14 protein-coding genes are annotated in these 13,802 nt (G+C 45.8%); 5 read left to right on the forward strand and 9 right to left on the reverse strand.

All coding sequences use genetic code 11. The annotated features are described in order from the left end of the window. Nucleotides 1-40 precede the first annotated feature (40 nt). Nucleotides 41-160, reverse strand: a complete 120-nt coding sequence (locus ACH97_RS22800) for a GapA-binding peptide SR1P (protein WP_020451249.1) — start codon at nt 158-160, stop codon at nt 41-43. A gap of 377 nt (nt 161-537) precedes the next feature. Between ACH97_RS22800 and ACH97_RS08570 the strand changes: the two genes are divergently transcribed. After that, nucleotides 538-918 carry a hypothetical protein gene (locus tag ACH97_RS08570; protein WP_020451248.1) on the forward strand — a complete coding sequence of 127 codons (381 nt, stop codon included), beginning with the start codon at nt 538-540 and terminating at the stop codon, nt 916-918. Nucleotides 919-1,010: 92 nt separating this feature from the next. Here the strand turns inward: ACH97_RS08570 and lpdA are convergent, their stop codons facing one another. The 5 genes from lpdA to ACH97_RS08595 form a co-directional block, all read right to left on the reverse strand. After that, the gene (lpdA, locus tag ACH97_RS08575; protein ID WP_020451247.1) at nt 1,011-2,423 is read right to left on the reverse strand and encodes a dihydrolipoyl dehydrogenase; all 1,413 of its coding nucleotides are present in this window, start codon (nt 2,421-2,423) and stop codon (nt 1,011-1,013) included. Between the two features lie 4 nt (nt 2,424-2,427). After that, nucleotides 2,428-3,720 (reverse strand): dihydrolipoamide acetyltransferase family protein, encoded by a 1,293-nt coding sequence (locus tag ACH97_RS08580; RefSeq protein ID WP_020451246.1) that lies wholly within the window; start codon nt 3,718-3,720, stop codon nt 2,428-2,430. A 159-nt stretch (nt 3,721-3,879) separates the two neighbouring features. Further along, on the reverse strand, nt 3,880-4,857 hold the full coding sequence (pdhB, locus tag ACH97_RS08585) for a pyruvate dehydrogenase complex E1 component subunit beta (protein ID WP_020451245.1): 978 nt from the start codon (nt 4,855-4,857) through the stop codon (nt 3,880-3,882). Nucleotides 4,858-4,860: 3 nt separating this feature from the next. Next, nucleotides 4,861-5,976 (reverse strand): pyruvate dehydrogenase (acetyl-transferring) E1 component subunit alpha, encoded by a 1,116-nt coding sequence (gene pdhA, locus ACH97_RS08590; RefSeq protein WP_020451244.1) that lies wholly within the window; start codon nt 5,974-5,976, stop codon nt 4,861-4,863. Nucleotides 5,977-6,373: 397 nt separating this feature from the next. Then, entirely contained in the window at nt 6,374-7,042 is a 669-nt protein-coding gene (locus ACH97_RS08595; protein WP_020451243.1) for a YkyA family protein, read from the reverse strand. 257 nt (nt 7,043-7,299) lie between these two features. On the opposite strand from ACH97_RS08595, the gene ACH97_RS22805 reads away from it, so the two are divergent. Together ACH97_RS22805 and def are read left to right on the forward strand one after the other, a co-directional pair. Continuing rightward, nucleotides 7,300-7,431, forward strand: coding sequence for a YjcZ family sporulation protein (locus ACH97_RS22805; RefSeq protein WP_003181399.1), 132 nt, complete (start codon nt 7,300-7,302; stop codon nt 7,429-7,431). 120 nt (nt 7,432-7,551) lie between these two features. Next, entirely contained in the window at nt 7,552-8,106 is a 555-nt protein-coding gene (gene def / locus ACH97_RS08600) for a peptide deformylase (RefSeq protein WP_025811364.1), read from the forward strand. Nucleotides 8,107-8,143: 37 nt separating this feature from the next. On the opposite strand, the gene ACH97_RS08605 is transcribed toward def, so the two are convergent. Continuing rightward, nucleotides 8,144-8,920 carry a Cof-type HAD-IIB family hydrolase gene (locus ACH97_RS08605; protein ID WP_020451241.1) on the reverse strand — a complete coding sequence of 259 codons (777 nt, stop codon included), beginning with the start codon at nt 8,918-8,920 and terminating at the stop codon, nt 8,144-8,146. A gap of 397 nt (nt 8,921-9,317) precedes the next feature. Here ACH97_RS08605 and ACH97_RS08615 point away from each other — a divergent pair, with 397 nt between their 5' ends. After that, on the forward strand, nt 9,318-9,527 hold the full coding sequence (locus ACH97_RS08615; protein WP_020451240.1) for a DNA-dependent RNA polymerase subunit epsilon: 210 nt from the start codon (nt 9,318-9,320) through the stop codon (nt 9,525-9,527). A gap of 4 nt (nt 9,528-9,531) precedes the next feature. Further along, nucleotides 9,532-11,199, forward strand: coding sequence for a ribonuclease J1 (gene rnjA, locus ACH97_RS08620; RefSeq protein WP_020451239.1), 1,668 nt, complete (start codon nt 9,532-9,534; stop codon nt 11,197-11,199). 46 nt (nt 11,200-11,245) lie between these two features. On the opposite strand, the gene ade is transcribed toward rnjA, so the two are convergent. Next, nucleotides 11,246-12,967 (reverse strand): adenine deaminase, encoded by a 1,722-nt coding sequence (ade, locus tag ACH97_RS08625; protein WP_020451238.1) that lies wholly within the window; start codon nt 12,965-12,967, stop codon nt 11,246-11,248. Nucleotides 12,968-13,094: 127 nt separating this feature from the next. Then, nucleotides 13,095-13,757: a potassium channel family protein gene (locus ACH97_RS08630; protein ID WP_020451237.1), complete on the reverse strand. Its 663-nt coding sequence runs from the start codon at nt 13,755-13,757 to the stop codon at nt 13,095-13,097. Nucleotides 13,758-13,802 lie beyond the last annotated feature (45 nt).

Consider the following 13,802-nt stretch of genomic DNA (forward strand, 5'->3'; position numbering starts at 1 on the left):
AGAAAAGCATGCGGCACTGTAAATGGCCGCATGCTTTTTTCTATTCTTCCTCTCTAAGATGGCAGTTGCACTGTCCGCACGTTCCGTAAAGAATCGTCACTTTCTCATCTTCAAAATGCTGAATGGTTTCATTGCAGTCTTGACAAACGATCGTGCCCATCTTTCATTCCCCTTTTCTTTTCAAAATGGAAGCGTTTAAATTTGTTACCTTTATAATATTATGTCACATTAATATTGTCAACGGTTAATTGTATAACACATTTAAATCATTTTTGCTCTTTTTTTTAAAAAAAGGCCATTCATGTTATATATGTATTCCTGCTTAAAGCTTATGCAGAACGCTTCCCTGCTGATTCCGACTATGTACCCATTAAATCCGTTCAATCTGCAACGTCTCATAAATAAAACAGCAGTTATCAATTGTGTAACAAATGGGTAACAACGAAAGATTATTTCAATTATCATGATAAAATAGGAATTGTTTACTAATCGAACAGGAAAATCGGCTTGCATTATATAGAGAGGTGAGGAGACGTCATGTGGTTTCGAGCGATATTCACCGCCGCAATTTGTTTCCTTTTTTTGACGAGTGGATGTTCTTTATCTCACATCATGCCTGACCATGAGCAGCAGCAAAGCGCCAACCAACGCCACCTCAAGCTCATCTTTTTTTCCGATGACGAGCATATGGGGCAGGAAGTGGCTTACTATGATGCGCTTTTGGATTTAAAAAAAGAATTTCCCGAACAGGTTTCAAATATGGAAATTTCACATGAAAAAGGCCAGTGGAAAAAAGAGGTTAAAATCTTTCCAAGCTTGCTGCTTGTTCATGATAAAAAAGTACTGGTTAAAATTGAAGGAAAAATAAAAGATAAAGATAAAATTGTAAAGCTTCTTCAAAAAGAATTGAAGCATTAAAAATCCCCTGTGTATGTGCTAGGGGATTTTCTATCTTGAGCGATTGCTAAAATACATAAAAAAACCCCCTGATAGGGGGTTTTTTTATTTAATTATTTTACAACGTGAATCGGCATGCCAATGGCAACTTCTGCAGCTTCCATTGTGATTTCTCCCAATGTAGGGTGAGCATGGATTGTCATGGCGATATCTTCAGCAGTCATGCCTGCTTCGATTGCCAAGCTCAGCTCAGAAATCATGTCAGAAGCGCTTGCTCCGGCAATTTGTGCACCGATGACTAAACCGTCTTCTTTGCGTGTTACAAGTTTAAGGAAACCGTCAGTTTCGTTTAATGACAGCGCACGTCCGTTTGCAGCAAACGGGAATTTGGCTGCAGTCACTGCAAGACCTTCTTCTTTAGCCTGTGCTTCAGTGTAACCTACAGATGCAAGTTCAGGCTCAGAGAAGACGACCGCAGGAATTCCGAGATAGTCGATTTCCGCTGCTTCTCCGGCAATCGCTTCAGCAGCGATTTTACCTTCATAAGAAGCTTTATGTGCAAGCGGAGGACCTTCGATGATGTCACCGATCGCATAGATGTTCGGAATGTTTGTACGGCATTGTTTGTCCGTTTTGATGATGCCGCGGTCCGTCATTTCAACGCCTACTTGTTCAAGTCCAAGCTCGTCCGTGTTTGCAACGCGGCCGACAGTGACAAGTACGTAGTCCGCATCGATCGTTTGCTCTTCGCCTTTCACTTCGAACGTAACGGTTACGCCGTCAGCTTTTTCTTCTACGCCTTTAGCCATAGCTTTTGTATGGATTTCAACGTTGCCTTTTTTCTTCAGGTTGCGTTTAACAAGAGAGCTCATTTGCTTCTCAAAGCCTGGAAGGATTTCTTCTCCGCCTTCAAGAATGACAACTTCAGTGCCGAAGTTTGCATATGCAGTACCGAGCTCAGTTCCGATGTAGCCGCCGCCGATGACAACGAGCTTCTTAGGAATTTCTTTCAGTGCAAGCGCGCCTGTTGAATTCAGTACGCGGTCGCTATATTTGAAGTTTGGCAATTCGATAGGGCGAGAACCCGTTGCAATGATCGCATTTTTGAACGTGTATGTCTGAGCTGAATTCTCATCCATCACGCGTACAGAATTGCTGTCTACAAAGTACGCTTCGCCTTTTACGATGTCGACTTTGTTGCCTTTCAGAAGGCCTTCCACACCGCCGGTAAGCTTATTAACGACAGAGGCTTTCCATTCTTGAACTTTTGTAAAGTCAACTTTTACGTTTTCAGCAGTGATCCCCATCTCTTCAGAATGCTTTGCATTCTCATAGCGGTGGCCTGCATTGATCAGCGCTTTTGAAGGGATACATCCGACATTCAGACATACGCCTCCAAGATTGCCTTTTTCAACGATTGTTACTTTTTGTCCAAGCTGAGCAGCGCGGATGGCAGCTACATAGCCGCCAGGTCCCGCACCAATGACAAGAGTATCTGTTTCAATAGGGAAATCTCCTACTACCATTACATTACGCCTCCATTAAAATTAATTGTGGATCGTTCAGCAAACGCTTGATGTGATTTAATGCGTTTTGTGCAGTTGCGCCGTCGATCATACGGTGGTCGAAGCTTAGAGAAAGAGCCAGAACAGGTGCAGCGACGATTTCGCCGTCACGAACGACAGCTTTCTCAGCAATGCGGCCGATTCCAAGGATCGCAACTTCCGGATGGTTGATAACCGGTGTGAACCATTGCCCGCCGGCAGAGCCGATATTCGTAATTGTGCAAGAAGCGCCTTTCATTTCAGCAGGAGCAAGTTTGCCGTCGCGTGCTTTTGTCGCAAGTTCGTTGATTTCATTTGAAATCTCAAAAACAGCTTTGCGGTCCGCATTTTTAACGACCGGCACAAGCAGGCCTTTGTCAGTGTCTGCCGCAATACCGATGTTGTAGTAGTGCTTCTGAATCACTTCATCTGTATTGTCGTCAATTGATGTATTCAGGACTGGATATTTTTTCAGAGCTGATGTTAAAGCTTTTACCACGTAAGGCAGGTAAGTCAGCTTAATTCCTTGATCAGCCGCAACTTGTTTAAACTGCTTGCGGTGAGCGACAAGATTTGTCACATCGACTTCGTCCATTAGTGTAACGTGTGGAGCGGTATGTTTTGAGTTGACCATAGCTTTTGCGATGGCTTTGCGGATTCCGCTCATTTTCTCGCGTGTTTCAGGGAATTCGCCTTCAGGCACTTGAACCGCCGCTGCAGGTTTTTGTGCAGCAGGCTCTGCTTTTTCTTCAGCTTGAGCAGCCTGAGCGTTTCCGGCAGTTCCTGCGTTTAAGAAGCTGTCGATATCTTCTTTCAGAACGCGGCCATTTTTGCCCGAACCTGAAACATTCACGATATCAACGCCTTTTTCACGGGCATACTTGCGTACAGATGGCATTGCAATGACGCGCTTATTCGGATCTGCATCCGCTTGCTCGTTTGCTTCCGCTGCTTCTGCTGGTGCATCAGTTTCTTGTTTGTCAGCTTCTTCCGCTTTCGCTTCGCCTGATTCGTCGCCTTTGAATTGAAGATCTTCGTAACCTGGTGCATCAAATGTGATGATTGTCTGCCCAACGGTTGCGACTGTTCCCTCTTCAACTTTTAATTCTAATACTTTTCCTTTAACAGGTGAAGGAATTTCTACAACTGCTTTATCGTTTTGGACCTCTGCCAAAACGTCATCTTCGTTTACCTCGTCGTTTGGCTTGACGAACCATTTTACGATTTCGCCTTCGTGGATTCCTTCCCCGATATCCGGAAGTTTAAATTCAAATGCCACAGTTTTCGACCTCCTAAGATTATTACGTAGTTGATATAATGGTCAGCCTGCTTATTTAGGCTGACTGTCAGTAGACGGCTACAGTTTCTCCGACTGACTGTGGAAATGCATGAAGGGAAAAAGGCTGGTATCAGCTTTTCCCTTATTGTTCAGATCTTATTAGAATTCCAATACTTTTTTCGCAGTTTCAAGCACGTCTTTATGGTTTGGAAGCCATACGCTTTCAGCTTGAGAGAATGCGAATACCGTATCAGGAGCAGTGACGCGAAGCACCGGAGCTTCGAGGCTCAAAATCGCGCGGTCGTTGATTTCGGCAACAACGTTTGCAGCCACTCCAGCCTGTTTTTGCGCCTCTTGAACGACGATCGCGCGGCCTGTTTTTTCCACAGATGCGATGATCGTGTCGATGTCAAGCGGGCTGACTGTGCGAAGGTCGACAACCTCAGCAGATACGCCTTCTTTTTCAAGCTCTTCCGCAGCTTTTAATGACTCGTGAACCATCGCTCCGTATGTGATGATGGAAAGGTCTGTTCCTTCGCGTTTCACATCGGCTTTGCCGATTTCAATTGTGTATTCCTCTTCAGGAACTTCCTGACGGAATGAACGATAAAGTTTCATATGCTCAAGGAAGACAACCGGATCGTTATCGCGGATCGCGGAGATTAAAAGTCCTTTAGCATCGTACGGAGTTGAAGGAATGACGACTTTAAGTCCAGGCTGCTGTGCAACGAGTCCTTCCAAGCTGTCCGCGTGAAGTTCAGGCGTATGAACACCGCCGCCGAACGGAGAGCGGATTGTCACTGGTGAAGTCCAGCGGCCGCCGGAACGGTAGCGCATCCGTGCCATTTGTCCGGAAACTGAGTCCATCACTTCGTACACAAAGCCGAAAAATTGAATTTCCATTACAGGACGGAAGCCTTGTAAGCCTAAGCCGAGTGCAAGGCCGCCGATACCAGATTCAGCAAGAGGAGTGTCAAATACGCGATCCTCACCAAACTCTTTTTGCAATCCTTCAGTCGCACGGAACACGCCGCCGTTAACACCGACGTCTTCTCCGAAAACTAAGACATTTTCGTCATTTTTCAGTTCTGTGCGTAACGCATCAGTGATTGCTTGAATCATTGTCATTTGCGCCATGGCTTACTTCGACTCCTTCTCTTTATAAATTTCCTTTTGTTCTGCAAGGTTGTAAGGAAGCTCTTCATACATGATGTCGATCAGGTCGGTCACTTTTTGCTTCGGCTCTTCGTCAGCTTTTTTGATCGCCTGCTTGATTTCTTCTTTCGCTTCTTCAATTACCTTGCTTTCTTCTTCTTCAGACCAAAGGCCTTTGTTTTCCAAGAATTTGCGGAAACGGACAAGCGGATCTTTCTGCTCCCACTCATTCTCGATTTCTTTCGTACGGTATTTCGTCGGGTCGTCACCGGCCATAGTATGAGGACCGTAACGGAAGCAAAGCGTTTCGATCAGGGTAGGGCCTTCGCCGTTTACAGCGCGCTCGCGTGCTTCGCGTGTCGCAGCGTATACAGCAAGGGCATCCATGCCGTCTACTTGAACGCCGACGATACCTGCAGCCGCAGCTTTTTGTGCGATTGTTTGAGCTGCTGATTGCTTCTCAACAGGTGTAGAAATCGCATAGCGGTTGTTTTGAACAACGAAAATAGCTGGAGCTTTATACGCACCGGCAAAGTTGATGCCTTCGTAGAAGTCACCTTGGGAAGCACCGCCGTCTCCAGTATAAGTGATCGCCACAGCCTGTTTGCCGCGTTTTTTCAAGCCGAGTGCAACACCAGCCGTCTGGATGTATTGCGCACCGATAATAATTTGCGGCGACAGCGCATTGACATCATCCGGCATTTGGTTGCCGCGGAAATGTCCACGAGAGAACAAGAATGCTTGATAAAGCGGAAGTCCGTGCCAGATCAGCTGCGGAACATCACGGTAGCCCGGAAGAACAAAGTCTTCTTTTTCAAGCGCGAAATGCGTAGCAATTTGAGACGCTTCCTGACCGGCAGTCGGCGCGTAGAAGCCAAGGCGGCCTTGTCTGTTCAAAGAAATAGAACGCTGATCCAAAATGCGTGTATACACCATGCGGCGCATTAATTCTTTTAATTGATCATCAGATAGATCAGGCATTGCCGCTTCATTAACGACTTCGCCTTCTTCATTCAAAATTTGAAACGTTTCGAACTGCTTTTTAATGGCATCGAATTGCTTTTTGCTATCAACGATTGCTTTTTTCGTTTTTGCAGCCATATAAAGTCACCTCTTCCTTTCTTTTGACAGTCATAGACGTGTATCCCTTATACATACAGAATTAGGGTGTCCTAAATTGACGGGCGCAACTCATATTTATTTCTTATTAGCCGCTTTGATGGTTGTCGAAACTTTTATGTAAGGACAGCACAACGCGTTCTAAAACTGTATCATTTATAGTTTATGACAAACTAATACAACAAGTTCCACCAAGGCTAAGTTTACACCAGTCGATCATGCTCGTCAATCGATTTCATTCCTGAAATTCAATAAATGTATTCGCTTTACTGAATTTCTGTTTCAGCGCTGTTCAGACTGTTTCAAACTGTTCTAGTATAGACAGCATTCTGTATTACAATAGCAATACAGATTTTGTCGAAAAAAGAGGGCTGAATATTCAGCCCTCTTTCATCTCAAATCCCGCAGCCTTGTAAAAATCCTTTCTGGCTTTGTTGTAATCCTTTGTATACTCATTGAAATGTTTGCTTTCTTTCAGCACTTTGTCATACGATTGATTGATTTTTTTCAGCTGTGCCTCAAGGTCATCCAGTTTAAGACCTTTGTTTTTGAGCAGCTTGTACAGCTCTTTGTCAAGGCCGATTGCGTTCTGATAGGCGTCATAAAGCGAGTCGTAGGCTTTGTAGCGCTTTTCCATAAAAGAAGCAGCGTTCTCAGCTTTTTTCCTGACCTTCTGATCTTCGATTTTTTCCGCCGACGCTTTATTCGCTTCAAACTCCTGCTTTGCTTCGTCTATGCTTTCTTTCTCAGAATTCAAGTGCTTCTCGCGGTTTCCGGCTTTCTTGAGCGCTTTGTCGGAGAGCGCAGCGATTCGGTCAAAATCATCCATATTGAGCCTGATCATTTCCTCGTAAAGCTTAGATTCGGCCTTTTCCAGACTTTTAAGGGAACCCTGCTCTTGTTTAAAAGGCTCTTCCAATTCCACGATCTTCTCCAGCGAGCCGTGAAAAGACTCGACAGGATCTTTCCAGAGACAGCCTGATAGTACAAATGCTGCCGTGAAAAGAACAACGATGCCTGCTGGCACCCGCATGTTTGAAAATTTCACTTCGAACTTCCCCCAATCTCGACAAATTCCACTATAAAATGAATTCGTTTGTTTGACAACAGAAGTCTAAAGCGTATGGACAAGCCGATATCAGATCGGTATGCCGCCGCCTTCGCTTTTAGACCAAAACATTTAGGGAAAATTCCTTGAAGTTGGGCATTCGACTATACAACCGTTGGACTTTTACATAATTTATATTAGACGCCATGCCTACCAAAAAGAAAAGGCTGGCGTAAAATAACGGAGGAGGTCTTCATATGTACGGTTATTGCTGCCCTGGATACGGGTACGGCGGCGGTTATGGATACGGCTACGGCCGCACATTCGCTTTGATCGTCGTTCTCTTTATTTTGCTGATTATTGTAGGGGCCGCTTATTTAGGCTGCTAGCCCCTGATGAATCCGTCATGACCAGCCTCCTTCGGCTGGTCATTTTATCATGCACAGAGATTGCGCGAAAAGAGCAAGATCCGCTATACTTTACATAATGAATCGTTGGGAGTGAAGATGTTGATCACAATGGAAAACATTGTCCGCGACGGGCACCCCGCTTTAAGAACCGTCGCCGAAGAAGTTCAATTGCCAGCTAGCGAAGAAGAAATCAAACAGCTGAGCAACATGATCGAGTTTGTCAAAAACAGCCAGGACCCTGAAATCGCTCAAAAGTACAACCTTCGTCCTGGTGTCGGCCTAGCCGCTCCGCAAATTAATATCAATAAACGAATGATCGCAGTTCATGCCGAAAATGAAGACGGGACACTTTACAGCTATGCGCTTTTCAATCCGAAGATCGTCAGCCACTCTGTTCAAAAATGCTATTTGACAAGCGGCGAGGGCTGCCTGTCTGTCGACGAACCGATTCCCGGATATGTTCCGCGCTATGAACGGATCCGGGTCAAAGGAACGACACTTGATGGCGAAAACGTCGACATCCGCTTAAAAGGATTTCCGGCAATCGTATTCCAGCATGAAATCGATCATTTAAACGGCATTATGTTTTACGACCATATCGACAAAGAAAACCCTCTGAAACAACCCGAAAACGCAACGCCTGTCGGCAGATAATGCACATAAAAAAACGGATCAGACATGATCCGTTTTTTTATGGTTTCAAAAGCCCGAGGGCTTCTACCGCGTATTGAATGCCGTCTTCATCGACGGGCTTTGTGACAAAGTCGGCTATTTTTTTCAGCTCGGGCACAGCGTTGCCCATCGCCACTCCGGTTCCCGCAAACTCGATCATCTGCAGGTCGTTCAGACCGTCTCCAAACGCGTAAGTATCCTCTCTGTCGAACGGAAGCTTTTCAATGACTTTTTTGATTCCTTCCGCTTTCGAACCGCCAGAAGGCAGCACATCTGTGGAGCGCTCGTGCCAGCGGACGAGATCAAACTCCTGAAACCGGCTGTACCGCTCTTCCTCGTCTTGCGTACAGAACAAGAGGACCTGAAAAATGTCCCTACCTTTAAAATAGGCGCGGTCCTCTTCCGGCGGATTGACTTTTAAGCTGCCGATTCCTTCGTGGACGAACGGATGGCCGGCAGATGTAGTGCGCATCCCCTCTTCTCCCATGAAGACGAGGGGATGGCCGCAGCTGTCCGAATGCGCAAGCAGCGCTTCCAGTGACTGTTCGGCAATGGGGTTTTTATAAATGACCTCTCCTTCAAAAACGACATATTGTCCGTTATAAGAGACAAAAGAATCGATGCCCAATTCTTCAAGCACAGGCCTGACCATAAACGGCGCCCGGCCTGATGCGATGAAAACATGATGGCCTTGCGCTTTTAAATCGGAGACAGCCTGTTTCGCGGTGTCGGGAATCCGTTTATCATGATCATAAATCGTTCCGTCGATATCAAAGAAAATCAGCTTTTTATCCATGGCAGTGAATCCTTCTCCCTTAGCTAGTATGATTGATGGTTCTCCTGTACATCATACAAAAACTGCGTACGCGAGAAAACCTTTTCACTCCAAAATCAAAACAAAATCAACATGCCAATAATATCCATGTAACAATAGACGGATTCATCATATAATAGAACTAAAGAGATACGGTAGTGACCGGACAAGTCAGAGAAAGGAGGAATCCGTATGCTACGCCGACTGCGGAAAAAATTAAAAAAACAGCTGAATGGCATGATGCGCAGAAAGTCGATTGCCTAAAAGGACCTTCACTCATGTGGAAGAGTCCTTTTTTTCTCAAGCGCTTTTCTTATGAGGCAATTTCGAATATAATAGAAAGATGAGTCTAACAATCGGCAGTTAAGGAGAGATTTGGATGATCTATAAGGTATTTTATCAAGCAAGCAATGACGAAGTACCTGTTCGTGAAAAAACAGATTCAATTTTTGTGGAAGCTCAATCTGAACGTGAAGTCAGATCTAAATTAAAACAATACAACTACAATATTGAGTTTATACAGCAAGTTGAAGACGCTTTTTTAGAATATGAAAAGCAAAGCGAAAATTTTAAAGTATTGGAGTTATGAATGAATGAAATTTGTAAAAAATGATCAAACGGCTGTATTTGCCCTTGGAGGACTTGGGGAAATCGGCAAAAACACGTACGGGGTCCAGTTTCAGGACGAGATCGTGCTCATCGATGCGGGGATTAAGTTTCCGGAAGACGAGCTCCTCGGAATCGACTATGTCATCCCCGACTACACTTATTTAGTCAAAAACGAAGAAAAAATCAAAGGTCTTTTTATTACGCACGGCCACGAAGACCATATCGGCGGAATTCCGTACCTGCTCAAACAGGTGAACATTCCCGTTTACGGCGGACAGCTCGCCATCGGCCTTCTCAGAAAGAAGCTTGAAGAGCACGGTCTGCTGCGTCAAACAAAGCTTCATATCATTGAAGAAGACGATATCGTCAAATTCAGAAAAACGTCGGTTTCTTTTTTCAGGACGACCCACAGCATTCCGGACTCATACGGGATTGTCGTAAAAACACCGCAAGGAAACATCGTACATACCGGTGACTTTAAATTCGATTTTACACCGGTAGGCGAACCTGCCAACTTGACCAAGATGGCCGAAATCGGAAAAGAAGGCGTGCTTTGCCTGCTTTCTGACAGCACCAACAGTGAAATCCCTGATTTCACGATGTCAGAGCGCAAAGTCGGAGAAAGCATTGATGATATTTTCCGAAAAGTTGAAGGGCGGATCATCTTCGCAACCTTCGCGTCAAACATCCACCGCCTGCAGCAGGTGATCGAAGCAGCTGTTGCAAACGGACGGAAGGTTGCCGTATTTGGACGAAGCATGGAGTCGGCGATTGAAATCGGCCAAACGCTCGGGTATATTAAGTGTCCGAAAAATACGTTTGTTGAAGCGAATGAAATCAACAGGCTTCCTGCCGGCAAAGTGACGATTCTTTGTACCGGAAGCCAAGGTGAACCGATGGCTGCGCTATCCCGAATTGCTAACGGCACACACCGGCAAATTTCCATCATTCCCGGGGATACGGTCGTATTTTCATCATCTCCGATCCCGGGCAATACAATCAGCGTTAGTCGCACAATTAACCAGCTTTACCGGGCGGGCGCCGATGTCATCCACGGAGCTGTGACTAACATTCATACATCAGGACATGGCGGACAGGAAGAGCAAAAGCTGATGCTCCGCCTCATCAAGCCAAAGTTTTTCATGCCGATTCACGGTGAATACAGAATGCAGAAAATGCACGTCAAACTTGCGACAGACTGCGGAATTCCTGAGGAAAACTGCTTTATTATGGACAACGGCGAAGTGCTTGCTTTGACAAGCGAAGAAGCCTCAGTCGCAGGTAAAATCCCGTCAGGCAATGTCTATATTGACGGAAGCGGCATCGGCGACATCGGGAACATCGTGCTTCGCGACCGCCGGATTCTTTCTGAAGAAGGGCTTGTCATTGTCGTTGTCAGCATCAACATGAAAGAGTTCAAAGTGTCCGCAGGACCTGACTTAATTTCCAGAGGATTTGTCTACATGAGAGAATCCGGTGATTTAATCAACGATGCCCAGGACCTGATTGCAGGACACCTTAAAAAAGTGATGGAACGCAAAACGACGCAGTGGTCTGAAATTAAGAACGAGATCACAGACACGCTCGCTCCGTTCCTCTACGAAAAAACAAAACGCCGCCCGATGATCCTTCCGATTATTATGGAAGTCTAATCGCGGCTTGAACAAAAAACGGATGCACCGGTGTGCATCCGTTTTTTTATGGTTGAATCGGGATATGCCTAAACGCTTTAACATCAAACAAGCCTTCTGTCGTCATTTTAATGTCGGGGATAACAGGAAGCGCTAAAAAAGAAAGCGTCAGAAAAGGATTAAACGCTCCTGAAAATCCTGTCTCCGTTAATGCTACATGAAGAGATTTTAAGCTTTCGTTTACCGTCTCAAGCGGTTTGTCCGACAAGAGGCCGGCAATCGGCAGAGCGACGGATTGAAGCTCCTTCCCTCCTTTTGCAATGGTGAGGCCTCCCCCGATTTCTCCGAGACGTTCAACCGCTTTTAAGATGTCTTGATCATTTGTACCGACAGCGATTAAATTGTGGGAATCATGAGAAATCGTTGTCGCGATGGCGCCTTCTTTTAAACCGAAGCCCCTGACAACGCCGAGTCCGATTCCTTTAACGCCGCGATGGCGCTCAATCACTGCAATTTTCAACAGATCGCTTTCCAGATCCGGCTGAAAAAAAGCGCCGCTTTTCGGCTTGGTCAGGGACAGCTTTGTTTCAAGCTGATTGGGGATAATGTCAATGACCCTGATTTCACTCCCTTGAACGATCGGAATTTCCAGATCATCCTCATGTAAATCAGGGAGATGGACAGATTTGAGCAGAGCAGGTGCCGCTTTGCCGTCCGTCCATTCGCTTTGTTCTGCCCCGCTCCAGATCACGCCGTTGATCATCGTCTTTGAAATGCTGACGTTCTCAAAATCGCTGATGAAAAGGAGGTCTGCGTCATAACCCGGGGCAACCGCTCCCTTCGTCTTTAACCCGAAGCATTCCGCTGCATTGAGGCTGCCCATTTGATATGCGAGAAACGGGTCAAGTCCCTCTTGAATGGCAAGCTTGACCTGATGGTTAATGCTTCCTTCATCGACCAGTTCATCCAAATGCTTATCATCCGTACAGAAAAAGAAGCGTCTCGCATTTTTCTCATTAACCGCAGGCAAAACATGACGTGTATTCTTTGCCGCAGAGCCTTCTCTCAGCATGACGTACATTCCTCTTCTGACCCGTTCAAGCGCCTCTTCAGGTGTCGTGACCTCATGGTCTGTCAGCACGCCCGCCGCTCTGTAGACATTGACGAACCCAGCTGACAAGCCGGCCAGATGTCCGTCGATCCGCTTGTCCGCTTTATGGGCATCCATGAGTTTTTGCACCATATCCGGCTCTCCCGCTTCAACGGCCACATAGTCCATCACTTCCGCAAGCCCGAGCACCTCTTCGCGGCTGTAAAAAGGATGTAAATCCGCAGCGTTCAAAACCGCACCCGATTTTTCAAATGGTGCCGCAGGCACACAAGAAGGGAGCATAAAACGAATGTTCAGCCTTGTCATCTTAGCCTGCTCCAACATGAACTCAAGACCCCTCACTCCTGAGACATTCGCGATTTCATGGGGATCGGTGACAACGGTTGTTACACCGTGGGGAATCACCGCTTTGGCAAATTCGGGCGGCGTCACCATTGAAGACTCAATGTGGACATGACCGTCGATAAAGCCTGGAACGATCATTTGTCCTTCTGCGTCAATGGTATTCTCCCCCTCATAATCGCCCAAACCGACGATGGCCCCGTCTGTGATAGCTATGTCTGTCTTCAACCATTCCTGATTAAAAACATCCATGATCTTTCCGTTTTTAATTACAGTATCCGCTTTTTTGCGATGACTGGCGGCGCCAAGCCGGTGAATGAACATCTCATTGTCCAAAGATATATGTCCCCTCTCATTTTTATATGGATATGGTTCAATATCGTAGCCGAATCGTTTGAAACAGTCAATGAAAAGATCAAAAAAACCGCGGGCAGTGGGGTTCCCGCGGCTGATCGATGGCATTTTAATGTTGAAAAACTTTTTTTTCAAATCTCTCAATGTCAGGATTTGAGCCGATGACGATTAAAATATCGTCTTTTTGAATCTCTTCGGTGGCAAGCGGAGATACGATGACTTCTTTCCCCCGCTTGATCGCGACAATATTAATTCCGTATCTGGCCCGGATATCAAGATCAAGCAGCGTATTTCCGGCCAGTTTGCCGTTCGCTGCGATTTCGACAAGGCTGTGTTCATCAGAAAGTTCAAGATAATCAAGCACATTGTTGGAGACGATGTTGTGGGCGATTCTTTTTCCCATTTCACGCTCCGGATGAACGATCCGGTCCGCTCCGATTTTGGATAATACTTTTTCGTGATAATCGTTTTGAGCTTTGACGGTAATCATTTTCACACCAAGCTCTTTCAAAATCAGCGTTGTCAAAATGCTCGCTTGAATGTTCTCCCCGATCGCTACAATGACGTGGTCAAAATTGCGCAGTCCAAGGTTTTTCAGCACTGATTCGTCTGTAGTGTCTCCTATCACAGCATGTGAGGCAATTTTGGCGTATTCGTTTACGCGATCTTCATCTCTGTCGATCGCCATTACCTCAAGCCCTTCTTCACTCAATGCTTTACAAATGCTGCCGCCGAACCGGCCGAGTCCAATTACTGCAAATTCTTTTTTCATCGGTAATTCCTCCATGGGTCAATCTGAACAAATTCTATCATATGA

The organism is Bacillus paralicheniformis (assembly GCF_001042485.2).
In the GTDB taxonomy this organism is placed as follows: domain Bacteria; phylum Bacillota; class Bacilli; order Bacillales; family Bacillaceae; genus Bacillus; species Bacillus paralicheniformis.

Coding starts and splice junctions, on each gene's coding strand:
- ACH97_RS22800 (WP_020451249.1), bottom strand. CDS start 160: ATGGGCACGATCGTTTGTCAAGACTGCAATGAAACCATTCAGCATTTT.
- ACH97_RS08570 (WP_020451248.1), top strand. CDS start 538: ATGTGGTTTCGAGCGATATTCACCGCCGCAATTTGTTTCCTTTTTTTG.
- lpdA (WP_020451247.1), bottom strand. CDS start 2,423: ATGGTAGTAGGAGATTTCCCTATTGAAACAGATACTCTTGTCATTGGT.
- pdhB (WP_020451245.1), bottom strand. CDS start 4,857: ATGGCGCAAATGACAATGATTCAAGCAATCACTGATGCGTTACGCACA.
- pdhA (WP_020451244.1), bottom strand. CDS start 5,976: ATGGCTGCAAAAACGAAAAAAGCAATCGTTGATAGCAAAAAGCAATTC.
- ACH97_RS22805 (WP_003181399.1), top strand. CDS start 7,300: ATGTACGGTTATTGCTGCCCTGGATACGGGTACGGCGGCGGTTATGGA.
- ACH97_RS08605 (WP_020451241.1), bottom strand. CDS start 8,920: ATGGATAAAAAGCTGATTTTCTTTGATATCGACGGAACGATTTATGAT.
- ACH97_RS08615 (WP_020451240.1), top strand. CDS start 9,318: ATGATCTATAAGGTATTTTATCAAGCAAGCAATGACGAAGTACCTGTT.
- rnjA (WP_020451239.1), top strand. CDS start 9,532: ATGAAATTTGTAAAAAATGATCAAACGGCTGTATTTGCCCTTGGAGGA.
- ACH97_RS08630 (WP_020451237.1), bottom strand. CDS start 13,757: ATGAAAAAAGAATTTGCAGTAATTGGACTCGGCCGGTTCGGCGGCAGC.